The sequence below is a fragment of the Enterobacter sp. Li2LvB3 genome (assembly GCF_056156645.1).
In genome coordinates, this window is record NZ_JBSICG010000011.1 from 120,877 (window position 1) to 147,453 (window position 26,577).

Sequence of the window (26,577 nt, forward strand, 5' to 3'; positions counted from 1 at the left end):
AAATAGCAGAGTGGGCCACAATGAATCAACTGTTATTGCATGGAGATAATCATGATTCATTCACCTGCCACACATGCACTGTCTGTTAACCCGGCCACCGGCGAAACCCTGGCAACCTATCCGTGGGCAACACAAGACGACGTAGAACAGGCGATTGCACTGGCCGATGCCGGTTTCCGTCAATGGCGCAACGAAACGATAGCCCACCGAGCGCAAAAACTGCGCGACTTAGGTGCAGCACTTCGCCAGCGCGCCGAAGAGATGGCTCAAATGATGTCCCGCGAGATGGGTAAGCCCATTACCCAGGCTCGCGGTGAAGTGACCAAATCAGCCAACCTTTGCGACTGGTATGCCGAACATGGCCCGGCAATGCTGAAAACGGAAGCTACTCAGGTTGAAAACTACAACGCGGTCATTGAATATCGCCCTCTGGGACCTGTCCTGGCCGTGATGCCGTGGAACTTCCCGCTGTGGCAGGTTCTGCGTGGCGCGGTGCCCATTCTGCTTGCCGGTAACAGCTATCTGCTTAAACACGCCCCGAACGTGCTGGGATCTGCTTCGCTTATCGCCGACATTTTTGCCGATGCTCGCTTCCCGCAGGGCGTGTTTGGCTGGGTCAATGCCACCAACGAAGGTGTAAGCCAGGCGATTAACGATCGTCGTATTGCAGCCGTAACCGTGACCGGTAGCGTGCGCGCCGGGGCAGCGATTGGTGCGCAGGCCGGGGCGGCACTGAAAAAATGCGTGCTGGAGCTGGGGGGATCGGATCCCTTTATCGTCCTGAACGACGCGGATATGGACCTGGCGGTGAAAGCAGCGGTGGCCGGGCGTTATCAAAATACGGGACAGGTGTGCGCGGCGGCGAAGCGTTTTATCGTGGAAGAGGGCATTGCCGATGCCTTTACCCAACGTTTTGTTGCAGCCACAGCAGCGCTGAAGATGGGCGCACCGGATAAAGAAGAAAACTATGTTGGCCCGATGGCGCGTTACGATCTGCGTGATGAGCTGCATCAGCAGGTTCTTGCTTCCCTTGCTGAAGGCGCAACCCTTCTGCTGGGCGGTGAGAAAATCGCGGGTGAGGGTAACTATTACGCGCCGACAGTGCTGGGCAATGTTACCCCTGAAATGACCGCGTTTCGTCAGGAGCTGTTTGGCCCGGTAGCAGCCATTACGGTGGCGAAAGATGCCGCTCATGCCCTGGCGCTTGCTAACGACAGCGACTTTGGTTTGTCGGCGACGGTATTTACCGCAAGCGTTGCACTGGCTGAAACATTCTCCCGCGAGCTGGAGTGCGGCGGCGTGTTTATCAATGGCTATAGCGCGAGCGACGCCCGCGTGGCCTTTGGCGGCGTGAAGAAGAGCGGTTTCGGCCGTGAGCTTTCTCACTTCGGTTTGCACGAATTCTGTAATGTGCAGACGGTGTGGAAGGATCGCGTGTAATTTAATCAACATCTTATCAAGCCGGGCGGGCATTATCGCCACCCGGCAATTCCTGCCCCCTGTCATTTTTCTGCAATGGTTCTGTCATTTTCGTTTCGTAGACTTCTTCGCGTCTAACGTATTGTTACAGAAGAAAATTATGAACCTAACGCAAATTTTTCGCCGTATTGCGCAGCGTATTATTCCTCGTCAGTTTGGATTGCTGGCCGGCATCTTTTGTATTATTGGGCTTTTCTCCGCACTGCAACTCTCCTCTTCATTTTTGCTCACCGCTTCTCTTCGTGAAGCACAGCGCAACGAACAACATAATCAGCTCGCATACCAGCAGCAGGGGAAACTGGATCAGGCGCGCGTGTCATTGCTGGCCGCAAGCGATTTACTGAACCGCTCGGGCGTGTATTTTATGCAGGATAAAGAGACCGGCTCTGACGGCAGCTGGCACAGCCTGATGGATGAAGCGCAAAAGGCGCTCGATGCGTCCCGGCAGGCGTGGAAGGCATGGCTGGCACTAAATCCGCCGAAAGATGAGGCGCTGGTGAACAGCTATCAGCTTTTCTATGGTGCCATCAAAGAACAAGCCGAAGGGCTTATCAAAACCAATTCCATCGATGCCTTTTTTGCTGTACCCGCGCAGGCCTTTCAGACTGATTTCAACGATAACTATGCCCGCTACCAGCAGATAAGCGAAAAGCAGGCGACAGAGGGACGACAATCCTTAATGGAGCGACTCTCCGGGCTGCAAACGCTGTTCCTTTTTGCCCCGCTGGTGTTGCTGGCGATTGTTATTGTGGTCTGGTTTGGTATGGCGAAGTGGGTCATTACCCCGCTGCGTCGTCTGATTGGTCATATTAATCAGCTTGCGGCGGGGGACTTGTCTGCCAGCCCGCCGGGTGTGACGCGTTTTAACCGTGAAATAGGGCAACTGGGCGACAGCATTTTCACCATGCAGCAGGGATTACAGCAGTTGGTCACGCAGGTGAGTGAGGCCACCACCTCAATGGTAGAGAATATTGGATCGCTTGCGCAGGGTAATCAGAAGCTGTATCAGCAGTCGGCACGCCAGGCAAAAGAGCTGGAAGAGGTGACGGCGCATATTGCGTCGCTGGAAACCCATGTAGAGGGCAATACCGGCTATGCGAAGCTTGCCAGTTCACGCGCTGACGAAGCACGGGAAGCGGCAGCCGGCGGCGACCAGATGATGTCCAAGGTCAATGCCTCAATGCAGGCGATCGTTGAGCGATCGTCTGAAATGCGCGGGATCGTCTCCCTGATCGACAACGTGGCGTTCCAGACCAACATTCTGGCGCTGAATGCGGCAATTGAGGCGGCTCATGCGGGTAATCAGGGGCGGGGCTTTGCAGTGGTGGCCCGAGAAGTGGGATTGCTGGCCCGTAAAAGCAGCCATTCGACCCAAACGATTCAGGAGCTGATTAACCACTCCTTGCAGGGCATAGAAGACGGTTCTAAAGCGGTGACCCGTCTTGAGGACAATCTGCAACAGGTGACCGGCCTGGTGGGGAATTTAAGCAGTTTGCTGAATGATATCTCGGTGGCAACCCTGAGCCAGGGGGAGAGTATTCATCAGATGACACGTCAGCTTCAGGCGCTGAACCAGGTGTCACGTCAGACGGATGTGCTGGTGTCTGGCGCGTCACAGGCTTCCGAACGTTTGCATCAGGAGTCCGACATTTTACTCCAGGCGGTATCGCGTTTTCGTCTTCCCGCCTGACGCAATCGATAAGCCTCTGTTATACTCGCAGCCCGTTTTAGCCTGAGGGCAAGGAGCAAAATGTGGCTGCGGTCATCCATAATGAGATGCTGGAAGAGATTCTGGCGCAGGTTCGTCCATTACTGGGACAGGGGAAAGTTGCCGACTATATTCCGGCGCTGGCATCCGTCAGCGGCAATAAGCTTGGTATCGCCATTTGTACGGTGGATGGACAGCGCTATCAGGCCGGAGACGCCACTGAACGCTTCTCTATTCAGTCGATTTCGAAAGTGCTGAGTCTGGTGGCGGCAATGCGCCAGTACGAGGAAGAGGAGATCTGGCAGCGCGTGGGTAAGGACCCGTCCGGGCAGCCCTTTAACTCACTGCTTCAGCTGGAAATTGAACACGGAAAGCCGCGTAACCCCTTTATCAATGCCGGGGCGCTGGTGGTGTGCGATATGTTGCAAAGCCGCCTGAGCGCGCCGCGTCAGCGAATGCTCGAAATTGTCCGTTTGCTCTGTGGCGAGCAGGATATTGCCTACGATCCCGTCGTGGCACGCTCTGAGTTTGAGCATTCCGCCCGCAACGCCGCTATTGCCTGGCTGATGAAATCCTTCGGCAATTTTCATAATGATGTTGCAACGGTTCTGCAAAATTACTTTCATTATTGTGCGTTGAAAATGAGCTGTGTCGAACTGGCCCAGACGTTTTTGTTCCTGGCGCATCAGGGTTACGCATCGCATCTCTCTCAGGAAGTGGTTTCGCCAATGCAGGCGCGTCAGATTAATGCCTTGATGGCGACCAGTGGCATGTACCAGAATGCGGGTGAATTCGCCTGGCGCGTTGGCCTGCCTGCAAAATCTGGTGTTGGCGGAGGTGTGGTGGCGATTGTGCCGCATGAGATGGCGATTGCTGTCTGGAGCCCTGAACTGGATGAAACGGGTAACTCGCTGGCGGGAGTCGCGGTACTGGAGAAACTCACGCAACGGCTGGGGCGCTCTGTGTACTGATGTCGACACATGATCCGTTATTTATCAGGCTGGCGCGTTCCACATTTCGTTCGCGCTTTCGCCTGGGGCCTAAAGAGCGGCAATACTGCTGGGATAAAGGTGCCGACACCATTGACCAGCACGCCGCTGACTTCGTCGCTAAAAGGCTGGCACCTGCTTATCCGGCGAATGACGGAAAGCAAACGCCCATGCGCGGCCATCCGGTGTTTATCGCGCAACATGCTACAGCGACCTGTTGTCGGGGGTGCCTGGAAAAATGGCACGATATTCCGCAGGGTGTTGTGCTTGATGCACAGCAACAGCACCATATTGTCGGCGTAATACATCACTGGCTGGTATTGCAGATGAACCCCCAAAATTGACGAGTTATTATCCGGTTCTATATGTGCTATAGATGGACTTTGAGTTATTCTCATTCATGCCGATGACCACAAATAATTGCGAAAAGCAATTATATGGATTGATATTTAATGTCTTCTGCAGTCGCGTCGTTCAAGCTTTTTCATCCAGATAGCCCCCTGCGAAATGCGGTGGGGATATTCGTGCTCACCACCTTGTTTTATTTTGTGGGGGCAGAGTTACGCCTGGTGGAAGCGTTATCTCTATTCTGGCCGCTGAATGGCGTGATGGCGGGGGTATTTGCCCGTTACGCGTATCTTAATCGTCTGCATTATTACGCGGTATCGTATGTCGCCATGCTGATGTACGACGCGGTCACCACCAACTGGGGCGTTGCGTCGGTGGTGATCAACCTGTCGAATATGGTCTTCATTGTTATCGTGGCCTTGCTGGTCATGCGCGACAAACGGCTGCTGAAGAGCAGACCAGACCCGATTAATGCGCTGCGGTTGTTTAATTATTGCCTTATCGCCGCCGTATTCTGTGCATTGTTGGGGGCGTTTGGTTCGGTCGGGATTGACAGTAAAACCTTCTGGCCACTGTTTGCGGACTGGTTTAGCGAGCAGTTTTCCACGGGTGTGTTAATTGTGCCGTGCATGTTGACGGTGAAAATGCCGCAGCGGTTTATCCCGTCCTGGCCCGCACCTGAAAAATGCTTACCGGTGGTGGCGCTGATCGTTTCGGTTGTGGCATCGGTTGTCATTGGGGGGGCTGGTAGCCTCGCCTTTCCGCTGCCTGCACTTATCTGGTGTGCCGTGCGCTATTCGCTGCCCGCAACCTGTCTGCTGACCTTCCTGACGGGGGCCGTTGAAGTTATTCTGGTGGCGAACTCGATTATCAATATTGCCGTTGCGACGCCGCTTTCCACGCCACAGATGTTTTCTGCTCGTCTTGGTATCGCGACCATGGCTATCTGCCCGGTGATGGTTTCCGTCAGCGTGGCGGCCATTAATTCGCTCATTAAACAAGTTTCGCTGCGTGCCGACTTCGACTTCCTGACCCATGTCTATTCCCGTTCTGGCCTGTATGAAGCGCTTAAACGGGAAGAGGCCCATCGCCATCCTCGTTACCTGACGGTGATGCTGCTGGATATCGATTACTTCAAGAGCATCAACGATAACTACGGCCATGAGTGCGGGGACAGGGTACTGGCGGCCTTTGCCCAGAAGGTGCAGAAAGTCGTGGGGGAAGAAGGGCTGGTGGCGCGCATGGGAGGCGAAGAGTTCGCGGTTGTGGTGAACTCCGGCGACGCCAGTAAGGGAATTGAACTGGCCGAACGTATTAGAGTTTCGATAGCAAATCATCCGTTTATCTGGCGGCAACAAACACTTTTTTTAACCGTGAGCATTGGTCTGGGGAGTGGTAAATCGGAATCCTGGCAGCTGACTGAAGTCTTTACCCGGCTGATGGCCGAGGCGGACGATTATCTCTATCGTTCGAAAAAAGCAGGGCGAAATCGTACCAGTGCACGTTTGTCAGACGATTTAATCGTGGCGGGACCTGAGAGTGGAACATAACCGGTGTAAGCGTAACCACATTAGGTAGAATGCGACATTGATGTTAACAATTCGCTGATAAATTGCTTGCTACACATTTTTAAGCTCAATAAGATACCGCAAGAAATATATCGGAAAAATCGTGGCATGAACGGAACTGGCAAACTCAGTAAAAATCCTCGCTTATCAGGAAGTCGGTTTGTCAAACGTATGTACCTGATGCGTATTCTTGGTACGCTGCTCTGTTTTATTCCGATCCTCTGCGTGTTGATTGAACATCAACGTTCAGTCTGGCTAATGATTCTGCTGGGGGCGAATGCCTTTGTCTGGCCGACTCTTGCGTGGTTTCGTTCCCGAAAATCACCCGCACCTCTGAGGACGGAACATCAAAATCTGGTGTTTGATGCCGGCGCGGGGGGCTTTTGGATCGCCATGATGGCGGTCAATCCGCTGCCTTCTGTGGTGATTGCCACCATTTTGCTTGCCGACCGACTTTCTGCGGGCGGTTTTACGCTGATGAAGAAAGCCGCCGCTGCGATGCTTGGCGTGTTTCTGTTGAGCTGGCTGACCCAGGGAATGGCGGTCGATCTGTTTGTCTCCCAGCAAACCATGTTCGCGACGTTACCCCTGATTGCCATTTACCTTGTCGCCCTGAGCGTGCTCACCGACAGTATTGCGCTGCGTTTACGGATTAAAAGCCGTGAGCTTGAGCGGATAGCCATGATGGATCCACTGCTGGATATTGCTAACCGACGTTTGCTCGAAAAACGTATCGAGAATGAGCTGAAAAAGCTTCAGCAGGCGTGCCGTGAATCGGCACTGATGTTTATCGACATCGATAATTTTAAGGAAGTGAACGACCGGTTTGGCCACAAGGTAGGCGATGCCATGCTGGTGACCGTTTCACAAATATTGCATGTGGCGACGCGGCCCGCAGACACCCCGGCACGGCTGGGGGGTGACGAGTTTGTTATCCTGCTGCCTGATACCACCCTCGATGAGGCCCATATTGTTGCAACACGCATTATGGAGGCCACCGCGATAATGAAAGATGAGGTGCAAGAGGCCGTGCATTGCACGCTCAGTATTGGTATAGCGTGTGCCACGCGCGACATGAGAAGCGTTACAGACTGGCTACAGGCCGCAGATAGCGCGCTTTATCAGGCCAAGCGTGAAGGCAAGAACAGAATATTCGCACACTGAAAATGTCTCTGTTTAGGCTACGCTTTTAAGAGAACTAAGCGTCAGGAGACAGTATGAAAGCACCTGAATTCCCCGCAAGTGAAAAGGAACGTCTGAACTCTCTGCGAGAGTCCGGGCTACTCGATATAGATGGCTCAGAAGCCTTTGACCGGTTAACCCGGCTGGCTAAACGTTTTTTCCAGGTCCCGCTGGCGATGGTCAATGTGGTGGACGAACACGAGCTGGTGGCCAAATCTATCGATGGCACAGCCAACTGCACTTATCCCCGCAATATCTCGTTTTGCGGTCACACCATTCTTCATTCTGCGCCGCTGGTGGTGGCTGATACCCATCAGGATGAGCGTTTTGCCGATAATCCGCTTGTCATTGGGCAGCCGGGTATCCGGTTTTATGCCGGGATGCCACTGCGTTTACGTGATGGCGCCAGTGTGGGATCGCTGTGTCTTGTCGATTACTCGCCGCGCGAGTTTTCAGAGGCCGATCTTTCCGTGTTGAGCGACCTCGGCGCGCTGGTGGAGGATGAGTTTGCGGCCATCAGTGTGGCAACAACCGACGAACTGACCGGGTTATATAACCGTCGCGGGTTTAATCAGTTCGTCAGTTTCGCGCTTTCTGTGGCCAGGCGCCGCGCAGCGCCGGTTACGCTGGGCTGGATAGATCTGGATCAGTTCAAACAGATTAACGATCGGTTTGGGCATGAAGAGGGCGATAAAGCGTTAACTGCGATGGCCGACATCTTGCGGGCATCGTTCCGTGAAGCTGACCTGCTGGTACGTTTTGGCGGCGATGAGTTCGCCGTGCTTTTCGCCGACACGGATGAGCAGGGGGCATGGATTGCCATGCAGTATCTTACCGAGCAGGTTGCCCAGTACAACGACCGTAAGTTACACCCCTGGTCGCTGATGTTCTCCTGGGGCGTGAGCGAATTTGATCACAACCGCAACGATCTGCAGCAATGGCTGAAAGATGCCGACGACAAGATGTTCACCATGAAGCGTCAGCGAGGGCATACCCGGTAACATAACAAAAGCCTATGTTTACGCGCGTTGCGTTAAATTATTGTTAAATGCAAAGTGAGGGGACTCAACACAAGGAAATACAATGACAACCTCACTGACTCTCCACACACTCACCCGGGACGACGTGCTTTTGCATATTGATGCGCTGGCCGAGATCCTCGAAAACTGCGTTAACGGCGGTGCCTCCGTCAGCTTTATGCTGCCTTTTACCCACGAAAAAGCCCGCGCATTCTGGCTTGGCATCGCTGAAAGCGTTGGCCGCCAGGAGCGCACCGTGCTGGCCTGTGCCGATGAGCAGGGTGAACTTATCGGTACGGTTCAGCTGATAACCGATCAACCCGAAAACCAGCCCCACCGTGCGGATGTCGCAAAATTACTGGTTCATGAGAAAGCACGGCGTAAGGGCGCAGCAATGGCCCTGATGGAAGCCCTGGAGGCAGAGGCCAGAAAGCAAGGTATATCAGTGCTGGTACTGGATACTTCCACAGGTAGCGGGGCAGAGACGTTCTACCAGCGCGCAGGCTGGCACAAAGTGGGTGAAATCCCGCGCTATGCCTTGATGCCTGACGGGGCGATGACGGCTACTTCGGTGTTCTATAAATTCTTGTGATTATTTTTCACAATTGCTTCATGAATTGATCAAAACAGGGGTCGCGGTCGAAAAGTTTTGATAAGTTATTACACCAATCTTATCAGGCTGTATGACTAATCAAAAAAGGACCCCATAGTGAACACACTCAACCGTCGTGATTTCCCCGGAGCTCTCTACCCAGAACGTATCATTCAGTTTGGTGAAGGCAACTTCCTGCGCGCCTTCGTAGACTGGCAAATCGACCTGCTTAACGAACATACCGATCTTAACTCTGGCGTGGTGATTGTCCGCCCAATCAAGAGCGATTTCCCGCCGTCACTGAGCACTCAGGACGGCCTGTACACCACCATTATTCGTGGCCTGAACGAGCAGGGCGAAGCTGTTAGCGATGCGCGTCTTATCCGCTCTGTTAACCGCGAAATCAGCGTTTATGGCCAGTACGATGAGTTTCTGAAGCTGGCGCATAACCCGGATATGCGTTTTGTGTTCTCTAACACCACGGAAGCGGGCATCAGCTACCATGCGGACGATAAGTTCAATGATGCCCCGGCGGTGAGCTACCCGGCGAAGCTGACGCGTCTGCTGTTCGAACGTTTCAGCCACTTTAATGGTGCTGCGGATAAAGGCTGGATTATCATTCCTTGTGAGCTGATTGATTACAACGGCGACGCACTGCGTGAACTGGTGCTGCGCTATGCAAAGGAGTGGGCGTTACCGGCGGCATTTACCCAATGGCTGAATGATGCAAACAGCTTCTGCTCCACGCTGGTTGACCGTATCGTTACCGGTTATCCGCGTGATGAAGTGGCCGCGCTGGAAGCACAGCTCGGTTATCACGACGGGTTCCTTGATACCGCTGAGCACTTCTATCTGTTTGTTATTCAGGGGCCTAAATCCCTTGCCAGTGAACTGCGTCTGGACAAACTGCCGCTTAACGTACTGATTGTTGACGACATCAAACCGTACAAAGAGCGTAAGGTTGCTATTCTGAACGGTGCGCACACGGCGCTGGTTCCGGTTGCATTCCAGGCCGGGCTGGATACGGTGGGTGAAGCAATGAACGACACCGAAGTGTGCGCGTTTGTTGAAAAAGCCATTTACGAAGAGATCATTCCGGTGCTGGACCTGCCGCGTGATGAGCTGGAATCCTTCGCCAGTGCGGTAACCGGGCGTTTCCGTAACCCGTACATCAAGCACCAGTTGCTGTCTATTGCACTGAACGGCATGACAAAATTCCGCACCCGTATTCTTCCGCAACTGCTGGCAGGGCAGAAAGCCAACGGTAAACTGCCTGCGCGCCTGACCTTTGCCCTGGCGGCACTGATTGCGTTCTACCGCGCTGAACGCCAGGGCGAAAACTACCCGGTTCAGGACGATGCTCACTGGCTGGAACGCTATCAACAACTTTGGACGCAGCACCACGACAAACAGATCAGCACCAGTGAACTGGTGAAATCTGTACTCAGCGTCAGCGAACACTGGGAGCAAGATCTCACTCAGGTTAGCGGATTGGTAGAACAAGTTACGCTGGATCTCGATGCCATACTGCATCAGGGGATGCGTGACGCGGTAAAACCGCTCTGCTAAAACCTGTAGCGCTCTGGTATTGAGCGGGCAGAAGCGAGGGGAACAGCGCTTTTTGGCTTTCCCCTTTATTTGAATAATACATTAGTTACAACATACTATTTGCTGTTTTTTTTAAAAAACAGACTTCAGCACCGTGCGGTTTAAGCTATTCAGTGCAGAAAAAACAATGTTCTATTAACATGCTTGCAACCATGAGGGGGATCACGTTTAATAGCTGCGCTCTTTATCTTTTCTGAAGCTGACTATGATTGTTCGTCCTCAACAGCACTGGCTGCGTCTTATTTTTGTCTGGCACGGCTCAGTACTGCCTAAAATATACACCCGGTTGTTTCTAAACTTCCTGCTTTCCATCGCTGTGATCATAATGCTGCCGTGGTATACCTCGCTTGGCATCAAATTCACCGTTGCGCCGTTCAGCATCCTGGGTGTGGCCATCGCCATATTTCTGGGTTTCAAAAATAACGCCTGTTATTCGCGCTATGTAGAGGCTCGCCTGCTTTGGGGGCAACTGATGATAGCGGCACGCTCGCTGTTTCGCGAGGTAAAAAACACCTTGCCGGACGATCCGCATCTGGGGGAGTTTGTCCGCCTGCAAATTGCCTTTGCGCATTGCTTAAGAATGACCCTGAGACGTCAACCGCAGGCAGAGCAGCTCGCAGGCTATATGTCCGCTGACAATCTGCGTCGGGTGATGGATTCCAGTTCCCCGGCCAACCGCATTCTGCTGTTAATGGGAGAATGGCTTGCCGTAAGACGCCGGGAAGGGCAGCTTTCCGACATACTGTTCCACAGCCTGAATAACCGCCTCAACGACATGTCGGTTGTGCTTTCCGGCTGCGAGCGTATCGCCACCACACCCGTGCCGTTTGCCTATACGCTTATCTTGCACCGTACGGTGTACCTGTTCTGCATTATGCTGCCGTTCGCGCTGGTTGTGGATCTGCACTACATGACGCCGTTCGTCTCTGCGCTGATTTCCTATACCTTTATCTCGCTGGATACGCTGGCAGAAGAGCTGGAAGATCCGTTTGGTACCGAGGACAACGATTTGCCATTAAACGCCATCTGTAACGCGATGGAACGTGATCTGTTACAGATGAACGATGAAGAGGCAATACCGGAAAGAATGCTGCCGGATAAGCACTATCAACTGACGTAACGGGCGTTCCACTCGTCGCGGGTGATCTCCCACAGCTCAGAGTCCAGCAGGCCGCTGACGTACTCTTTCTTTTCTGTTCTGATAAGTCTCATGCCGCTACTGGCAGAAATTCGCTGAGAGCGGCAGTTGTCCGCCGCTTTTGGCGCACGCAGCACCGGCTTATTCAGAGTGTTAAACCAGAAATCCGTTGCGGCAATGCTGGCTTCACGCATGTAACCCTGGCCTTGCCACTCCGGTGCTAGCCAAAAACCACGGTTGTTATCTTCTACGTCATACAGACAGATAAGGCCCATCAGCTCATCAGGGGCGTCGTGGCGGCGAAGCGTCCAGAACCAGGCCACGCCTTTCTCCACATCCGGTAACGCAACATTATTCACGTAGTTTTCCGCGCCGTTATCCGGATAAGGCCAGGGAACCGTGGCTACCATATAACGCACAATTTCCCAACGCGGATAGAGCCGCTGGATCTGCGGTGCATCTTCCGAAACCAGCGGTTTTAGCAACAAACGCTCCGTTTTTAACGTGGGTGTCGTCATCCCTTGATCTCCTTTTTTAAGCGTTATGCTTTTGTTTGTCTTCTGGTATTTTCATCTTTACCACATTCCATCATGGCGTGCTGTGTTTCATTCACTACTACTCTTTGCAGGGGGCGCAATGACGTTAAGACAGGCTGAGCCGAAAGAGGCTGAAATACTCTGGAACGTTCGCAATCAGGCGATCCGTTTTGGCTGCAAATCCAGTTACGACGCGGACGTGATTGCCCGCTGGACGCCGGAACTGATGCCAGAGCACTACCGACATATGGTAGAGATAAACCCGTTTTATGTGGTCGAAGATGACACCGGGGAGATCGTTGCTACGGGGTATCTGGACCTGGAAACCCAGAGTGTCGAGGCGATATTTACTTTGCCTGGCGCATCAGGAAAAGGGTTGGCAACGCAGATTATCAATGCCTTAATTTCAGAGGCCAGAACGCGCGGAATAGTACGTATAAACCTCTCTTCAACGCCAAACGCACACACGTTTTATCAGAAGCACGGCTTTGTCACGCTCAGGGAGAGTCGTCATCTTTCCCGCATGGCGGGGGCGGAGTTGCGCTGTTTTGAAATGGTTTTAGATCTGTAATATGAGGAAAATATGGCAGTCATTGTAAGAGCAATACGTGCAGAAGATTACCCACAGTGGCGCCCGCTCTGGGACGGGTACACGCATTTTTATGACTGTGTACTGGATGAATCTGTCACTGCATCCACCTGGGAGCGGGCGATAAACCCGCACTCATCGATGTTTTGTCGGGTGGCAGAAAAAGAGGGGCGCGTGATTGGGTTTGCGATGTGTGTTTTGCACGAGGGCACATGGTCGACGGCACCCATTTGCTATCTCGAAGATTTGTTTGTAGATGCCGCGGTGCGTGGTGCCGGAACTGGCCAGGCACTGATCGATGCGCTGATGGAAGAGGGCAAGCGCGAAGGATGGTCAAAACTCTACTGGGTAACAAGGCAGAATAACCCTGCGCGAAAACTGTATGACCGCTTTGGCGAAGCCGATGACTATGTTCGCTACCGTATTTCGCTGTAACGCCCCGCTGAATGAGCCTGTGTTTGTATCACACTGTATCGGGTATTGAGATACATACACAGGCTTGCAAAAAAGCCGTATTCACACATATCCCCTATACATAAATTTGTTGTGATATCCCCGTCAATCGTACTCAACCGGAGATACCAACATGTTTACTCAACTCACTTCCTCAGCATTAGCATTGACCGTTTCTCTTGGCACTGTGATGTCCTGCCAGGCTGAAGTCACCGGCAAAGATTACTCCGCCGCGTTTAACCAGGTTCATCAGATTAACGCAGGCGATCTGAACGTGGGTTATGTGGATATCGGCCCGAAAGATGGACAGCCCGTTATCCTGTTACACGGCTGGCCGTACGACATTCACAGTTACGCGGATGTAGCTCCGGCGCTGGCGGCGAAAGGCTATCGCGTTATTGTGCCTTCACTGCGTGGTTACGGTACCACCCGTTTTCTGTCAGACAAAACGCCGCGCAACGGCCAGCCCTCTGCCCTGGCAAAAGACATTGTGAATCTGATGGACGCACTGAATATCAAACAGGCCGTTTTCGCCGGTTACGACTGGGGTGCCCGCACCGCTGATATTGTGGCGGCACTGTGGCCAGAACGTGTGAAATCGCTGGTTTCCGTTAGTGGTTATCTGATTGGCAGCCAGGCCATCGGCAAACAGCCGCTGCCGCCGAAAGCGGAGCTGCAATGGTGGTATCAGTTCTATTTTGCGACCGAGCGCGGTGCGCAGGGCTATGCAAAAAACACCCACGACTTCGCCCGTTTAATCTGGTCCCAGGCATCGCCTGACTGGAAATTTAGCGATGCCACATTTAACGCCAGCGCCAAATCACTGGACAACCCGGACCATGTCGCTGTCACCCTCAGTAACTACCGCTGGCGTTTAGGCCTGGAAAAAGGTGAACACAAATACGACAGCTACGAGCAAAAACTGGCGATGTTACCGACAATCAGCGTGCCGACCATCACCATTGAAGGCGGCAACAACGGCGCGCCGCACCCGGCACCCGAAGCGTACGCCAGTAAATTTACCGGCAAATATGAGCACCGCACCTTTGGGGCAACCGTTGGCCACAATCCTCCACAGGAAGATCCGCAGGATTTCGTGAAAGCAGTCGTCGACGCGGATAAGCTCTGAAATGTGCTATTTTCAATACGTTACCCTTCATTCAGGAGCGTTCGGTGGAGCATATTGATCATATCCTTGTCGTCGATGACGACAGGGATATTCGTGAGTTAATCGTCGATTATCTTGTGAAGTCGGGTTATCACGCGTCTGGTGCCGCCAATGGTAAAGAGATGCGTGTGATCCTGGATAAACAGCATGTCGATTTGTTGGTACTGGATGTAATGATGCCCGGCGATGACGGGCTCACGCTTTGTCGCCAGTTGCGCAGCAGTAAGCATAAAGACCTGCCAATTTTGATGCTGACCGCGCGCAATGAAGATACCGACCGGATACTCGGGCTGGAAATGGGGGCTGACGACTATGTGGTTAAGCCCTTCGTTGCCAGGGAGTTACTGGCGCGAATCAAAGCCATTTTGCGCCGTTTCCGAACCATGCCGCCCAATTTACAGGTGACGGAAGCCGGACGGTTAGTGGTGTTTGGTGAATGGCAACTGGACACCGTTGCCCGCCATCTGATTGATAACGAAGGCATGATAGTGGCGTTAAGCGGGGCGGAATACCGGCTATTACGCGTGTTCCTTGACCATCCCCAGCGCGTGCTGACGCGGGATCAACTGCTCAATCTGACTCAAGGGCGCGATGCCGAGTTGTTTGAACGTTCAATTGATCTTCTGGTCAGCCGCGTGCGCCAGCGCCTTAACGAAGACGCCCGGACACCGGCCTACATCAAAACCGTGCGCAGCGAAGGTTACGTATTTACGATGCCCGTCACCATCAAAGAGGCCAATGAATGAGGCTCTGGCCGCGCTCATTACTTTCGCGCCTGTTGATCATTGTCCTGATGGGGCTTCTGCTGGCGAACTCTCTCAGCCTGACGCTGGTTATGTATGAGCGAATGCGCAGCGCCCGTACCGTGATGCTTGGCAACCTTGAATACGATGTCGCCACCAGCGTGGCGATCCTCGACCGTCTGCCAGCGAATGAGCGCGCAGCCTGGCTGCCACGGCTCGAACGTGGTAATTACCGTTATATCCTGGGCGAGGGCGAGGCAGGTGCAACTCCGCAGGATAAACGCTCTCAGGATGCGATCCGCACATTAACTGATACGCTTGCTGCCCAATACCCGCTGCGTTTCACAGCCGTCCCCGGGCCGGTTTCACATATTCAGGCCCACCTGCAACTGCACGACGGCGCGCCGCTGACGATCGACCTGATCCCGCGAATGCCGCCAGTTGCCAGTTGGCTGCCTGTGGTGCTGGTTATGCAATTGCTGCTTGTCGCGTTGTGCTCCTGGATTGCGGTTCGCCAGGTAGTGCGGCCATTTTCGCTGTTCACCCGGGCGGTTGATACGCTCGATCCTTCGGCCAACACCCCGATGACGGAGCAGGGGCCGATCGAAGTTCACCGCGCGGCGCACGCCTTTAATGCCATGCAATCCCGTATTCAGGCTTATCTTCGCGAGCGCACGCAAATTCTGGCTTCGATCTCGCACGACCTCCAGACGCCAATCACCCGGATGAAGCTGCGAGTTGAAATGGCAGACCAACCCGAACTGCGCGATAAGCTATTAAATGATTTAGACAATATGTCTCGCCTGGTGCGGGAAGGCATTGCCTATGCCCGGTCATCAGAACCTCTGGAAGAAACCTCGTTAAAACTGGAGCTGAACGCCTGGATTAACAGCATCGCGTGTGACTACCAGGATATCGGTAAAAACGTGCAGTTTCAGGCAACAGACACACACCTGCCGCTGACAACACACCCGCAGGCCTTGCGGCGTGTGATGACTAACTTGCTGGATAATGCGCTTAAGTTTGGCGATTGTGCGGTTATCACCCTCAATGACCATGATCCTGAGCACGTTGTCATTCATATCAGTGACAACGGCCCTGGCATTCCTGAGGCCGAGCTGGAAGCGGTATTGCAGCCATTTTACCGGGTCGAAACGTCGCGCAATCGCGATACCGGCGGCACCGGGCTGGGGCTGGCCATTGCCGCGCAGTTAACCGCCCAGCTTAATGGCACTCTACAATTGAATAACTGCGCGGAAGGCGGGCTGGATGTTGTTATCACCTTACCCCGCAGTTAATTGTACGGCTTTGTATCAAACAGGGAACGGGATACAGGGCCTCACAAAACGCGTTGTTTTGCACATCGTCTGAACACATCAGCACGCTGAAATGTCCTCACTGCAACGTCGCAGATAATCTGTCCTGTGAGGTCATTATGTTTCTGATTATCGCTTTTCTGGGCGGGATGATAAGCCTGCTCAGCCCCTGTACGCTCCCCGTGATCCCGCTGCTGTTTGCCGGATTTCAGGGGCAACGCCGCCATCTCCTTGCGCTATTTGCCGGTATGATCGTGATGTTCACTCTGGTTGCCATGCTGGTTACGGTGGCAAGCGAGTGGATTGTGAATGCCACCCTGATTGGGCGCTGGATAGCGCTGCTGGTTCTGGCGATTGCGGCGCTGGCGTTAATCTTCCCGCAGTTCGCCCTGCGCATTGCCGGGCCTGCGGTCAGTGCGGGGAATGCTCTGAATAATCGCAGTACGCAGACGCGCGGGTTGTTGTCTGCATTTCTGGCCGGGCTTTCGGTTGGCTTACTGTGGTCGCCCTGTGCCGGGCCGATCCTGGGGGCGATTTTCAGTATTAATATCGCCGGACATTCATCTATTACGACCGGCGCGCTGCTGGTTGCTTACGGCAGCGGATGCGCCCTGATGCTGGCTCTGCTGGCGGCTGGAGGGCGCACGCTGATGGCACCGCTGAGAGCAAAATCGGCGCTGATGGCAAGGTTACGCCAGGGGGCGGGCGTTGTGATGCTGGCAGCCGTTGTATTCAATGCCACAGGGTTTATCACGACCTTAAAAGGGGCGAATGGTCTTGCCGATAACCTTGAAAATTCGCTGCTGAGTCTGGCTAAAACAGCATCAACCCAGCCGAAATTACAGCCTGTTGTGCAGGAGATGCCACGTAGCGACCTGCCTTCGTTGAGTGGCGGCACTGACTGGATAAATGGCGACCCGGTTACCCCAGAATCTTTAAAAGGGAAGGTGGTTCTGATTGATTTTTGGACGTGGGATTGCATCAACTGCCAACATACGTTGCCTTATGTTCGCGATTGGGCGAATAAATACCAGTCTCAGGGCCTGGTGGTCATTGGGGTACACACACCGGAATATCCCTGGGAGAAACCGCTCTCCTCGGTGAAAGATGCGGTGAATAAATGGCAGCTCCCGTACCGCGTTGTGGCAGACAACAACTACCAGATCTGGAACGCATTTGGGAACCAGTACTGGCCGGCACATTACTATTTCGATGCTAAAGGCCAGCTTCGTTATACCTCATTTGGCGAAGGAAATTATGACAAGCAAGAACAGGTGATTCAGCAACTATTGAAAGAGGCCAGAACATAAATTGATGGCGTGTTGCCTTAATATCTTTTTTTAAAGCGACACGCCTTAACAATATGTGCTTTTTAAATAATGGTTTTATTTTATTCATTCTTGGCGATTTGTGCGCTAATGATTTAATCGTTTTACATAGATTTACAACGATGGTAACTATATTGCCCTGCAACTGCTTTGGCGTTGCAAAAAATATAATAAGTGGCATATAACAGGGTATATAAAATGAAAATCAATCAACTGAGCGTGCTGATTGGCACAGCGCTGCTCGCGACAACTGCACACGCAGCCGAAATTTATAATAAAGATGGTAATAAACTGGATCTGTATGGTTTAGTTTCTGCCGAACATTATTTCTCCGATAATGACAGCAGCGACTGGAATGGCGACCAAACCTATATGCGTCTTGGTTTCCGTGGTGAAACCCAGGTTAACGATCAAATCACTGGTTATGGTCAGTGGCAGATGCATATTAATGCTAACGGCGCAGAATCAGAAAGCAACAATCCACGTACTCGTTATGCGTTTGCTGGCCTGAAGGTGAAAGACTACGGCTCCATCGATTACGGTCGTAACAAGGGCGTACTGTACGATTCCCTTGGCTATACCGACATGCAGCCTGAGTTCGATGGCATGACCTATGGATCAGACCAGTTCATGTTTAGCCGTGCCAACGGTCTGCTGACTTACCGTAATACCGATTTCTTCGGTGCTGTTGATGGTCTCGATTTTGCCCTGCAATATCAGGGTAAAAATGACGGTGGCGGTGAGCCTGGCGTGCGCGACGTGTTGCGCCAGAATGGCGATGGTTTCGGTGCATCTATTACTTATGATATCGGCGCAGGTTTCAGCATTGCCGGCTCCATGATGAGTGCTGATCGCTCTAACGAGCAAAATAACACCAGCGGTATTATGGGGCAGGGTAAACGCGCTGAAGCGTATTCCGGCGCAATTAAATATGATGCCAATAATATCTATCTGGCCGCTATGTTTACCCAGGCATATAATGCATCGCGCTTTGGCTCTCATTCCAGCGACAGTGCCTATGGCTATGCGAATAAATCGCAAATCATGGAATTCTACGCGGGTTATCAATTTGATTTCGGTCTGCAACCATTTGTGGCGTATGACGTCCTGAAAGGTAAAAACCTGGGCAAAGCAGCCACAGGAAATACTTATGGTGACGAAGACCTGATCAAATATGTTGATTTTGGTGCAACGTATAACTTCAACAAAAACATTAATGTGTTTGTTGATTATATGGTTAACCTCGTCGATGAAGATAAATTTACCCGTGAAGCCGGGATCAACACCGACGATGTTGTCGCTGTAGGCGTCGTTTATCAGTTCTGATAAACGCCTCAGGGCACACGTTTAGCGATAATAAACAGTCGCGGAAAAGCCAGCAGTATCTGCCCATTTTCCTGGAGCGGATACTGCTCTTCCAGCAATTGAAGGTAACGTTTCAGGAAATTATTCTGCTCGCTCTCGTTTAACTCCTGCAACCACGGGCGCAACCCGGTAGCGCTAACCCAGTCAATAATCGCCTGGTGCGAACTCATTTTGTGATAATAGGTTGTCCGCCAGATATCCACTTCACACCCGGTATCGCTCAAAATATCGTAATACGCATATACGCCCGGTAAGGGTTCACGGCCACGGTCAGGATAACCTTGCTCGTACGCCACTTCGCGCATCGCGACGTGCGTTGGCTCAAGCCAGTTATCAGGCATTTGAATGGCCAGAACGCCGTTTAAACGCAGTAGCGAAACAAGGTGGGGCAAAAGCGTGTAATGGTCAGGGACCCACTGCAAAGACGCATTGGCGTAAATCAGGCTCAGCGGTTGACCTGGTTTGTATTGCCGGATATCGGATTCAACAAAACGACACTCTGGCAGCGCATGGCGCGCCTCTTCAAGCATTGCAGGGGAATTATCAACGCCGGTAATGTCGGCGGCAGGCCAGCGTTGTTTTAACAGTGCTGTGCTATTACCCGGCCCGCAACCGAGATCAACAATTGATGTGACATTGTCAAGGGTGATTCTGGCGAGCAATTCAATGGCGGGGCGCGTGCGTTCTGCGCCGTATTGCAGATAAAGCGAGGGGTTCCAGTCAGCCATTTGCGCATCTCCTGTTTTATTCTTCAGCAAGAATAGCATAGGCAGATACCTGCGCGGCGCGCAGGTATCTGTTGAGATTTGATTTTATAAAATACCTTTCAGTGCAACGTGATAAAGCAGCATGATGGTTTTACCATCGACGATAAGCCCGGTTTCAATTCCGCGCAAAGCATCTTCAAGCGTCAGCTCAAGCACTTCGATATCTTCACCTTCCGCTTTTATACCCCCACCAGCACTTGCCCGGTCGTGGGGCTGATATTCAGCAAGATAGAAATAGAGTTTTTCGGTAACAGAGCCGGGACTCATGTACGCCTCGAAAACCTTCTGCACGCGGGAGACACGAAAGCCGGTCTCTTCCTCTGCTTCGGCTTTGATTCTGCTTTCAGGATCCATGTTGTCCAGAAGCCCAGCTGCAGATTCAATCAGATAGCCATTATGTCCGTTGATAAACACCGGGAAGCGGAACTGGCGGGTCAGGATCACCGTTTTTTTATCGCGGTTATAGAGCAGGATCGTTGCGCCGTTTCCCCGGTCATAGACTTCGCGCTGCTGTCTTTGCCATTCACCGTCGTGGCGTTGCAGGTCAAATGTGTATTTTTTCAGGATGTACCAGTTATCGGACAACGTCTTCGTTTCGATGATGCGTATTTCTGCATGTTTGGTGTGCACGATTGTATCTCCTCGCGTTGAGCTGTTATCATAATCAGCATAAACGCGCATTTTCAAGATAAAACGTGCAATATCAGGAAAACGACTATGCTAACCAGCCAGCGAAAGCAATTGATCCTTGAAAAACTTGGCGCGGAGGGACAGGTTCTCTCCAGGGAACTGAGCCTCCATTTTGATGTGTCCGAAGATACTATCCGCCGCGATTTGCGCGAGCTTGCCGCAGAAGGGCGTCTGCAACGCGTCCACGGCGGCGCATTGCCATCTTCCACTGCGATTGCTCCGTTTGCTGAACGTAAGACGCTGAAAATTGACGCTAAAAAGAGTGTCGCCAGAAAAGGGGCTCAGCTGATTTCTGCGGGGCAAGTGGTGATTGTGGATGGTGGGACAACCACCTCCGAACTGCTGACCTTTTTACCACGGGATCTGCGCATTACCGTGGTGACGCACAGCCCGGGAATTGCGTTGGGTCTGGTCGATCATCCGTGTGTTGAGGTTATCCTGATTGGCGGGCGACTGTATAAGCACTCGATTGTTACCGTGGGTGCCGCGGCCATTGAGGGTATCGGTAACATTCATGCCGATCTGTTCTTTATGGGTGTCACCGGTATTCATCCTGATGCCGGCCTGACGACGGGAGATTATGAAGAAGCGTGCATCAAACGTGCATTTTCCGGCAGAGCGGCGGAAACCATCGTTCTGGCTTCACCGGAGAAAATTAATGCCGCATCGTCTTTTGTGATTGGCGACCTGTCGCTTATCAACACCGTCGTGGTTGAAAGCGACACCGATAAGACCTGGATAAAAACGATCAAAGAAAAGGGGGTTTCCGTGATTACGACGGCTGACCCTGATAACGAATGATGTTGAATCCTTCCTGTTCTTCCGGGGCGACAAAGTAACGGGTGATCAGGTCGAATTGCTCATCGGAGGCTGCAAAATCATGCTCGCCAGAAGCATTTCTGGCGCGCAGCCTGGTTTTACAAATATCGTCCGCCACATCCAAAAAATGCAGCTGATGCGGCACCCCGGATTCACGGATAACCGTCATCATCCACTGGCGGTTAGCAACGGTGTTCGCCGGGAAATCGAGCACCACTGAGACTCCCGCTTTCAGTAACGCCACAAGATGCGGCGTGAGTGCCAGACGTAATTTTCCTGCGCAACGAACATAGTCTGCCACGCTTGCCATCTGGTCGGCGTAAAGCGCCGCAAGCCAGGTATCCTCACTTATCACCAACGTGCCAGGCGTTTCGCTCAGGCTCGCGGCCAGCGTGGATTTTCCGCTGGCGATTTTCCCGCAAAGAAGATGCAGCATTGACATAATATGCTCCGCTATAGACATGAAAATTCAGGATACCGTGACTACGCTTAGGTGGAAACTGCCAAAAACGGTGAGCAGATTTTACGCTTAAGGAACAGACCATGTTTCAGAAGATGTGTGTAGCAACCCTGGCATGTTTTGCCGTGGTGAGTTGCTCGTCTCAGGGGTATTTATCCCCTCAGGAAAAGAAATACCAGCGGGTTGATGCGGCGGCGCATCAGTGTTCGGAAGAGGTAAAAGAGAAAACGATCGACCTGGTGGTTAAGGGGAAATCAACCAACAGCCGCTGGACGACGGTGAAATATGTTCTTCCGCCGGATGAGGAATTCACCACCCAGCGGGTACGCGTTGTTGAATACAGAACATCCACGATTTTAGATAACGGCGACCCTGGGCGAGCGTGGAAGGCGTGTGTGCACAGTAAAGATGCCCTGGTGCCTGAACTCGCTTTCTGATCGGGTATTGGGTGATTAGGGGTCAGTCTGGATATCGATAATTTTCCTTGCTGTATTTTCTCTTTTCAGTAAATCGGGTAATCACCACGAAAAATACCGGAACGAAGACAATTGCCAGTAGCGTTCCACTAATCATCCCGCCGAATACACCGGTACCAATAGCATGCTGCGTGCTGTCACTGGCTCCATTAGCCAGCATCAGCGGAACAACGCCTAACGTAAATGCCAGAGAAGTCATCAGTATGGGCCGCAAACGCTGCTTTGCAGCCATCAATGTCGCATCAATAAGACTCTTTCCTTCTTTCATCAACTGTCTGGCGAATTCGATAATCAGAATCGCGTTTTTGGCGGAAAGTCCAATCAGGGTTATCAGACCCACTTTGAAAAAGACGTCGTTCGTCATATTCGTAACGGATACGGCCAGCACGGCACCGAGCAGCCCCAGCGGAACAACAAGCATTACCGCGAAGGGAACCGACCAGCTTTCGTAAAGTGCAGCCAGTACCATGAATACCACCAGTACCGAGAGCGCAATGAGCCCCGGAAGCTGTGATGCAGACTCCTTTTCCTGGAGCGAACTTCCTGCCCATTCTCCTGCAAACCCTGCCGGTAAGTGCCCGGCCAGGCTGTCCATTGCCGCCATTGCGATACCCGACGATGTTCCCTGCGCGGCGCTTCCGGTTATGCGTATAGCGGGATATCCCTGGTAGCGTATCAGTTGCTGTGGTGCAACATTCCACGAAAATGTCGCAAAAGTGGATAACGGAAGCGTCTGCCCCAGACGATTTCTGACCGACAAGGCCAAAAGCTGTTCTGGTTGCATCCGGTACGGCGCGTCCGCCTGGACGATAACCTGCTGAACCCGGCCATTATTGGTGTAGTCATTGACATAATTGGAGCCCGCAGATACGGAAATGGTTTGATTAATCTCATCAAAGGACACGCCCATGGCTTCCGCTTTTTCCCTGTCGACATTGAGAGCAAGGCTCATCCCCTCACCAAGCCCATCAATATAGACATCGGCAAGCTGAGAATTATGATTTGCTTCCAGAACGAGTTCATCCGCCGTCTTTTTTAGCGCCTGATACCCTTTACCGCCTCTGTCCTGTAAATAGTAAGTGAACCCGGATGAGGTACCCATATCAGAAATGGCTGGAGGCAGCAGACTCATCGTCACTGCGTCTGGCACGTTTGCCATTCGTGACTGAATGGAGTCGGCTTCATCCTGTGCCGTGGTTCCTTCACGGTGCTTCCAGTCCTTCAGGGTGGTGAACGCCATGGCCGAGTTCTGACCCGAGCCAGAAAAACCGAATCCCAGGATCATAATGTTACTTTCTACCGCCTGTCGGTGGGCGATTTCCTCTTCAAATGCATCGACGACCTTAAGCGTCCGCTGCATCGTGGCATCAGAGGGAAGCTGGATTGATGACATAAAATAGCCCTGATCTTCATCGGGTAAAAATGATGTAGGTAAGGAAGACAGACCAGCGTACAGCGCTAAACATAACGCGGCGTAGATGACCATCATACGGCCGGTACGCTTCAGAACAAAGCCCAGGCCAGTGGCATAAAATGAAGCCATCCTGCTAAAGTGACTGTTGAACCACGCGGAAAATACACTGCTTTTACCCTGATGGCTGCCATGCGGTTTAAGCAGGGTTGCACAAAGCGCAGGGGTTAACGTCAGCGCCAGGAATGCCGATAGTAATATGGATATCGCCATCGAAATACAGAACTGTCGATAAATAATACCAACGGATCCGCTGGCAAAAGCCATAGGAATAAATACCGCAGTAAGAACCAATGTAATGCCAATAATTGCCGGCGTAATTTCGCGCATCGCTTCTCGCGTTGCATCCTGGGGAGACATTTTTTTGTCTTCCATCAGACGTTCGACGTTCTCTACCACAACAATCGCATCGTCGACGATGATTCCGATGGCCAGCACCATACCAAACATGGTCAAAATATTGATGGAGTAGCCGCTTAATAACATCACGCTAAAGGTACCGAGCAGCGCCACGGGTGCGACAATCGCCGGGATAAGCGTGCAGCGTATCTTGTGAAGAAAAAGCAGCATAACGAAGAACACCAGCACCATGGCTTCAATAAATGTCTCAACCACCTTCAATATCGATAGCTTCACAAACGGTGCCGTATCGAAAGGTACGGTGAATTCCATGCCCTCGGGAAGTACACCCGATAGTTCGGTTAACCGCGCCCGGATACCCGCAGCGGTGCTGATCGCATTCGCGCCAGGAGACAATTGAATAGCGGCAGCAGTTGCTGGCACGCCATTTTCACGGATCCCAAATGCATAACTTTGTAACCCGGATTCTACGCGGGCAACGTCTGCCAACGTCAGCCGGGCGGCGGAAGCCTCCGATTTAATCGTAATATTGCGAAATTCTTCAACCGAAGAGAGTTGCCCCTTTACTGTTATCGGATAGGTCACCCCTTGCCCGTTAGTCGCTGGTTCATCTCCGGTTCTGCCCGGTGAAACAATCACGTTTTGTTGACTGATGGCGTTTAATACATCAGTAACAGACATCCCATAGCCGTGCAATTTCATCGGGTCCAGCCATATGCGAAGTGCCTTTTCTCCGCCAAAAAGCTGGACTTTACCTACACCAGGTACGCGCCGGAGTTCATCAGTAACATTCCGGGCAAAATAATCGCTTAAGTCAGCTTCCTGATATTCTCCGTTTTGAGATTTTAATCCCACCATCATTAAAAACCCGGAATTAGCTGCCTCAACATTTATCCCATTTTGTCTTACCGACTGCGGCAGGCGAGATTCCACAATCTTAATTTGGTTTTGCAGATCCATCTGGGCGAGTTTGATGTCGGTTCCGGGTTTGAAGGTTACGGTAATTGACGCCATCCCCGTCGTGTCGCTGGAAGATTCAAAATAAAGTAAATTATCAACACTCGCTATTTCGCGCTCGATAAGAGACACAACGGACGTATTCATTACGTCCGGACTCGCACCAGGATAACTGACTGAAATGATAATACCCGGTGGGGCAACGGCAGGGTATTGCGCCACCGGTAAATGAGGAATAGACAATATTCCTGTCAGAACAATAAACAGGGCGATAACCCATGCAAAAATAGGGCGTTCAATAAAAAAATGCGGCATCAGATGTACTTCCAGTCAACGTACGAATGGTCAAAAATCAATATATCTTTCCTGATAAAGAAGGCTCATCGTCTGTTGAGACTCGTTTACCGATATCCTTGAGCTGGGAAAATTTTTCCAGGAGACGTGGAGCGTCATCCAGGCTGGTTGAAAACATCCACATATACGTCATGACGGAATAAATATGTCCGGCATTAATTCCAGATTCCATGCTCATCCTGATAATGGTCGTGGAAAAGAGAGCAGAAACCAGAACGCCTATGGATAAATATCCCCATGCTTCTCTGTCGGATAACACCACGCGCAGGCGGGCAAGCGTGTCATAGTGTCTTTTGAGAGCCCCAAATGATGCCTTATTAACATAATCGATCTCTTTTTCGAGGCGATTATTAAGACGCTGATATAACGTCTCGTTTTTATGGGCATAGCCGGAGACGAAGCACATCAGTATTGCCACGATGGTCAAACAGGTTATTCCTGTCCAGAATTCAATCCATAACAGCATCATTGCTGCACCGAAAAGGGAAATGATTGAGGTGATCAATACAGGCAGGTGCAACTCGAAGAAATCCACAAATTCTCGTGATAGAGTCACTCTCGCAGCAATAGTCGAGTGATTAAGTGAATATTTTCGCTGGGCTAATACTACAGTCACAGCAAGACTTGCGTAGATACGTGCAAACGTTCGCGTATCTACACTACGTCTGGCGGCTCCCATGCACCACATGAACAGAACCATCAGGGCATAAAGGACCGCACGTGGCGTCTGTCCGGCCAGGATGGCATTTATCGCCATGCCCGCCAGTACGGGGTAGAGCAGGAATGCACCGTTTTCAGCAATAACCAGCATAAAAGTAATGCACAATTTCTTTCTGTGCCGGTAGGCGAGTCTCTTAAGCGAGATAGCAACCCCGGGGGCCGTAGGCTTATTGTTGTCTTTATAAATCATGATAAATGAGTATTAAGCATCGAAGTGTAAAAGTATTCTGCCGTTGGTTTATTATTGCAGTTAAGTGAAACGAGGCGGCATAATAGAGCTGTCATAAAAGACATGCGCTAAGTGTAACGTCATGATGTCAATCGTGAATGGATGTTTTATGGAGGATATGTGTACTCACTCCTGAAGTTGTGCA

25 protein-coding genes are annotated in these 26,577 nt (G+C 52.0%); 19 read left to right on the forward strand and 6 right to left on the reverse strand.

Translation table 11 applies throughout. The annotated features are described in order from the left end of the window. Positions 1 to 51: 51 nt before the first annotated feature. The 10 genes from sad (at position 52) to ACS603_RS11330 (ending at position 11,613) form a co-directional block, all read left to right on the forward strand. Positions 52 to 1,440 carry a succinate-semialdehyde dehydrogenase gene (gene sad, locus ACS603_RS11285; protein WP_474944269.1) on the forward strand — a complete coding sequence of 463 codons (1,389 nt, stop codon included), beginning with the start codon at positions 52 to 54 and terminating at the stop codon, positions 1,438 to 1,440. 139 nt (positions 1,441 to 1,579) lie between these two features. Beyond that, positions 1,580 to 3,169 (forward strand): methyl-accepting chemotaxis protein, encoded by a 1,590-nt coding sequence (locus ACS603_RS11290; RefSeq protein ID WP_474944270.1) that lies wholly within the window; start codon positions 1,580 to 1,582, stop codon positions 3,167 to 3,169. A gap of 62 nt (positions 3,170 to 3,231) precedes the next feature. Beyond that, a complete protein-coding gene (glsB, locus tag ACS603_RS11295; protein WP_182061094.1) occupies positions 3,232 to 4,158 on the forward strand; it encodes a glutaminase B in 927 nt (308 codons plus the stop codon). After that, on the forward strand, positions 4,158 to 4,520 hold the full coding sequence (locus ACS603_RS11300) for a DUF4186 domain-containing protein (RefSeq protein WP_474944271.1): 363 nt from the start codon (positions 4,158 to 4,160) through the stop codon (positions 4,518 to 4,520). The genes glsB and ACS603_RS11300 overlap by 1 nt, the downstream gene beginning before the upstream one ends. A gap of 108 nt (positions 4,521 to 4,628) precedes the next feature. Continuing rightward, on the forward strand, positions 4,629 to 6,074 hold the full coding sequence (locus tag ACS603_RS11305) for a sensor domain-containing diguanylate cyclase (protein ID WP_182061096.1): 1,446 nt from the start codon (positions 4,629 to 4,631) through the stop codon (positions 6,072 to 6,074). A 189-nt stretch (positions 6,075 to 6,263) separates the two neighbouring features. After that, positions 6,264 to 7,256: a diguanylate cyclase gene (locus tag ACS603_RS11310; RefSeq protein ID WP_474944290.1), complete on the forward strand. Its 993-nt coding sequence runs from the start codon at positions 6,264 to 6,266 to the stop codon at positions 7,254 to 7,256. Positions 7,257 to 7,309: 53 nt separating this feature from the next. Next, the gene (locus ACS603_RS11315; RefSeq protein ID WP_315688639.1) at positions 7,310 to 8,275 is read left to right on the forward strand and encodes a GGDEF domain-containing protein; all 966 of its coding nucleotides are present in this window, start codon (positions 7,310 to 7,312) and stop codon (positions 8,273 to 8,275) included. Positions 8,276 to 8,357: 82 nt separating this feature from the next. Further along, positions 8,358 to 8,885 carry an N-acetyltransferase family protein gene (locus ACS603_RS11320; protein ID WP_474944272.1) on the forward strand — a complete coding sequence of 176 codons (528 nt, stop codon included), beginning with the start codon at positions 8,358 to 8,360 and terminating at the stop codon, positions 8,883 to 8,885. A 117-nt stretch (positions 8,886 to 9,002) separates the two neighbouring features. Beyond that, positions 9,003 to 10,454, forward strand: coding sequence for a tagaturonate reductase (locus tag ACS603_RS11325; protein WP_474944273.1), 1,452 nt, complete (start codon positions 9,003 to 9,005; stop codon positions 10,452 to 10,454). A 244-nt stretch (positions 10,455 to 10,698) separates the two neighbouring features. Continuing rightward, positions 10,699 to 11,613, forward strand: coding sequence for a bestrophin family protein (locus ACS603_RS11330; RefSeq protein ID WP_474944274.1), 915 nt, complete (start codon positions 10,699 to 10,701; stop codon positions 11,611 to 11,613). On the opposite strand, the gene ACS603_RS11335 is transcribed toward ACS603_RS11330, so the two are convergent. Continuing rightward, the gene (locus ACS603_RS11335) at positions 11,601 to 12,149 is read right to left on the reverse strand and encodes a GNAT family N-acetyltransferase (protein WP_474944275.1); all 549 of its coding nucleotides are present in this window, start codon (positions 12,147 to 12,149) and stop codon (positions 11,601 to 11,603) included. The two genes, ACS603_RS11330 and ACS603_RS11335, sit on opposite strands and share 13 nt — an antisense overlap. Positions 12,150 to 12,267: 118 nt before the next feature. Between ACS603_RS11335 and ACS603_RS11340 the strand changes: the two genes are divergently transcribed. From ACS603_RS11340 to ompC, 7 genes are all read left to right on the forward strand, one after another. Then, positions 12,268 to 12,738, forward strand: a complete 471-nt coding sequence (locus ACS603_RS11340; protein ID WP_315688644.1) for a GNAT family N-acetyltransferase — start codon at positions 12,268 to 12,270, stop codon at positions 12,736 to 12,738. Between the two features lie 12 nt (positions 12,739 to 12,750). Continuing rightward, positions 12,751 to 13,191 (forward strand): N-acetyltransferase family protein, encoded by a 441-nt coding sequence (locus ACS603_RS11345; RefSeq protein ID WP_474944276.1) that lies wholly within the window; start codon positions 12,751 to 12,753, stop codon positions 13,189 to 13,191. Between the two features lie 151 nt (positions 13,192 to 13,342). Further along, positions 13,343 to 14,338, forward strand: coding sequence for an alpha/beta fold hydrolase (locus tag ACS603_RS11350; protein WP_315688645.1), 996 nt, complete (start codon positions 13,343 to 13,345; stop codon positions 14,336 to 14,338). Between the two features lie 44 nt (positions 14,339 to 14,382). Next, entirely contained in the window at positions 14,383 to 15,123 is a 741-nt protein-coding gene (locus tag ACS603_RS11355) for a response regulator (RefSeq protein ID WP_474944277.1), read from the forward strand. Then, positions 15,120 to 16,418 carry an ATP-binding protein gene (locus tag ACS603_RS11360; protein WP_474944278.1) on the forward strand — a complete coding sequence of 433 codons (1,299 nt, stop codon included), beginning with the start codon at positions 15,120 to 15,122 and terminating at the stop codon, positions 16,416 to 16,418. Before ACS603_RS11355 ends, ACS603_RS11360 begins: the two co-directional genes overlap by 4 nt. Before the next feature lie 137 nt (positions 16,419 to 16,555). After that, complete coding sequence (locus ACS603_RS11365) at positions 16,556 to 17,746, forward strand: cytochrome c biogenesis protein/redoxin (protein ID WP_474944279.1); 1,191 nt, start codon at positions 16,556 to 16,558, stop codon at positions 17,744 to 17,746. 216 nt (positions 17,747 to 17,962) lie between these two features. Then, complete coding sequence (gene ompC, locus ACS603_RS11370; protein WP_474944280.1) at positions 17,963 to 19,090, forward strand: porin OmpC; 1,128 nt, start codon at positions 17,963 to 17,965, stop codon at positions 19,088 to 19,090. Positions 19,091 to 19,098: 8 nt separating this feature from the next. On the opposite strand, the gene tam is transcribed toward ompC, so the two are convergent. Together tam and ACS603_RS11380 are read right to left on the reverse strand one after the other, a co-directional pair. Continuing rightward, a complete protein-coding gene (gene tam / locus ACS603_RS11375) occupies positions 19,099 to 19,857 on the reverse strand; it encodes a trans-aconitate 2-methyltransferase (protein ID WP_474944281.1) in 759 nt (252 codons plus the stop codon). Positions 19,858 to 19,941: 84 nt separating this feature from the next. Beyond that, complete coding sequence (locus ACS603_RS11380) at positions 19,942 to 20,577, reverse strand: GDP-mannose pyrophosphatase (RefSeq protein ID WP_474944282.1); 636 nt, start codon at positions 20,575 to 20,577, stop codon at positions 19,942 to 19,944. A gap of 36 nt (positions 20,578 to 20,613) precedes the next feature. On the opposite strand from ACS603_RS11380, the gene ACS603_RS11385 reads away from it, so the two are divergent. Beyond that, positions 20,614 to 21,387 carry a DeoR/GlpR family DNA-binding transcription regulator gene (locus tag ACS603_RS11385; protein WP_474944283.1) on the forward strand — a complete coding sequence of 258 codons (774 nt, stop codon included), beginning with the start codon at positions 20,614 to 20,616 and terminating at the stop codon, positions 21,385 to 21,387. Here ACS603_RS11385 and ACS603_RS11390 read toward each other — a convergent pair. After that, entirely contained in the window at positions 21,359 to 21,847 is a 489-nt protein-coding gene (locus tag ACS603_RS11390) for a P-loop nucleotide/nucleoside kinase family protein (protein WP_182061112.1), read from the reverse strand. The two genes, ACS603_RS11385 and ACS603_RS11390, sit on opposite strands and share 29 nt — an antisense overlap. A gap of 101 nt (positions 21,848 to 21,948) precedes the next feature. Between ACS603_RS11390 and ACS603_RS11395 the strand changes: the two genes are divergently transcribed. Further along, a complete protein-coding gene (locus ACS603_RS11395; protein ID WP_474944284.1) occupies positions 21,949 to 22,302 on the forward strand; it encodes a hypothetical protein in 354 nt (117 codons plus the stop codon). Positions 22,303 to 22,324: 22 nt separating this feature from the next. Here the strand turns inward: ACS603_RS11395 and ACS603_RS11400 are convergent, their stop codons facing one another. Further along, positions 22,325 to 25,444, reverse strand: coding sequence for a multidrug efflux RND transporter permease subunit (locus ACS603_RS11400; protein ID WP_474944285.1), 3,120 nt, complete (start codon positions 25,442 to 25,444; stop codon positions 22,325 to 22,327). Positions 25,445 to 25,481: 37 nt separating this feature from the next. Further along, positions 25,482 to 26,393 (reverse strand): ABC transporter six-transmembrane domain-containing protein, encoded by a 912-nt coding sequence (locus tag ACS603_RS11405; protein WP_315688653.1) that lies wholly within the window; start codon positions 26,391 to 26,393, stop codon positions 25,482 to 25,484. Positions 26,394 to 26,577: the final 184 nt, after the last annotated feature.

Coding starts and splice junctions, on each gene's coding strand:
- sad (WP_474944269.1), top strand. CDS start 52: ATGATTCATTCACCTGCCACACATGCACTGTCTGTTAACCCGGCCACC.
- ACS603_RS11290 (WP_474944270.1), top strand. CDS start 1,580: ATGAACCTAACGCAAATTTTTCGCCGTATTGCGCAGCGTATTATTCCT.
- ACS603_RS11300 (WP_474944271.1), top strand. CDS start 4,158: ATGTCGACACATGATCCGTTATTTATCAGGCTGGCGCGTTCCACATTT.
- ACS603_RS11305 (WP_182061096.1), top strand. CDS start 4,629: ATGTCTTCTGCAGTCGCGTCGTTCAAGCTTTTTCATCCAGATAGCCCC.
- ACS603_RS11310 (WP_474944290.1), top strand. CDS start 6,264: ATGTACCTGATGCGTATTCTTGGTACGCTGCTCTGTTTTATTCCGATC.
- ACS603_RS11315 (WP_315688639.1), top strand. CDS start 7,310: ATGAAAGCACCTGAATTCCCCGCAAGTGAAAAGGAACGTCTGAACTCT.
- ACS603_RS11320 (WP_474944272.1), top strand. CDS start 8,358: ATGACAACCTCACTGACTCTCCACACACTCACCCGGGACGACGTGCTT.
- ACS603_RS11330 (WP_474944274.1), top strand. CDS start 10,699: ATGATTGTTCGTCCTCAACAGCACTGGCTGCGTCTTATTTTTGTCTGG.
- ACS603_RS11335 (WP_474944275.1), bottom strand. CDS start 12,149: ATGACGACACCCACGTTAAAAACGGAGCGTTTGTTGCTAAAACCGCTG.
- ACS603_RS11340 (WP_315688644.1), top strand. CDS start 12,268: ATGACGTTAAGACAGGCTGAGCCGAAAGAGGCTGAAATACTCTGGAAC.
- ACS603_RS11345 (WP_474944276.1), top strand. CDS start 12,751: ATGGCAGTCATTGTAAGAGCAATACGTGCAGAAGATTACCCACAGTGG.
- ACS603_RS11350 (WP_315688645.1), top strand. CDS start 13,343: ATGTTTACTCAACTCACTTCCTCAGCATTAGCATTGACCGTTTCTCTT.
- ACS603_RS11360 (WP_474944278.1), top strand. CDS start 15,120: ATGAGGCTCTGGCCGCGCTCATTACTTTCGCGCCTGTTGATCATTGTC.
- ACS603_RS11365 (WP_474944279.1), top strand. CDS start 16,556: ATGTTTCTGATTATCGCTTTTCTGGGCGGGATGATAAGCCTGCTCAGC.
- ompC (WP_474944280.1), top strand. CDS start 17,963: ATGAAAATCAATCAACTGAGCGTGCTGATTGGCACAGCGCTGCTCGCG.
- tam (WP_474944281.1), bottom strand. CDS start 19,857: ATGGCTGACTGGAACCCCTCGCTTTATCTGCAATACGGCGCAGAACGC.
- ACS603_RS11380 (WP_474944282.1), bottom strand. CDS start 20,577: ATGCGCGTTTATGCTGATTATGATAACAGCTCAACGCGAGGAGATACA.
- ACS603_RS11385 (WP_474944283.1), top strand. CDS start 20,614: ATGCTAACCAGCCAGCGAAAGCAATTGATCCTTGAAAAACTTGGCGCG.
- ACS603_RS11390 (WP_182061112.1), bottom strand. CDS start 21,847: ATGTCAATGCTGCATCTTCTTTGCGGGAAAATCGCCAGCGGAAAATCC.
- ACS603_RS11395 (WP_474944284.1), top strand. CDS start 21,949: ATGTTTCAGAAGATGTGTGTAGCAACCCTGGCATGTTTTGCCGTGGTG.
- ACS603_RS11400 (WP_474944285.1), bottom strand. CDS start 25,444: ATGCCGCATTTTTTTATTGAACGCCCTATTTTTGCATGGGTTATCGCC.
- ACS603_RS11405 (WP_315688653.1), bottom strand. CDS start 26,393: ATGATTTATAAAGACAACAATAAGCCTACGGCCCCCGGGGTTGCTATC.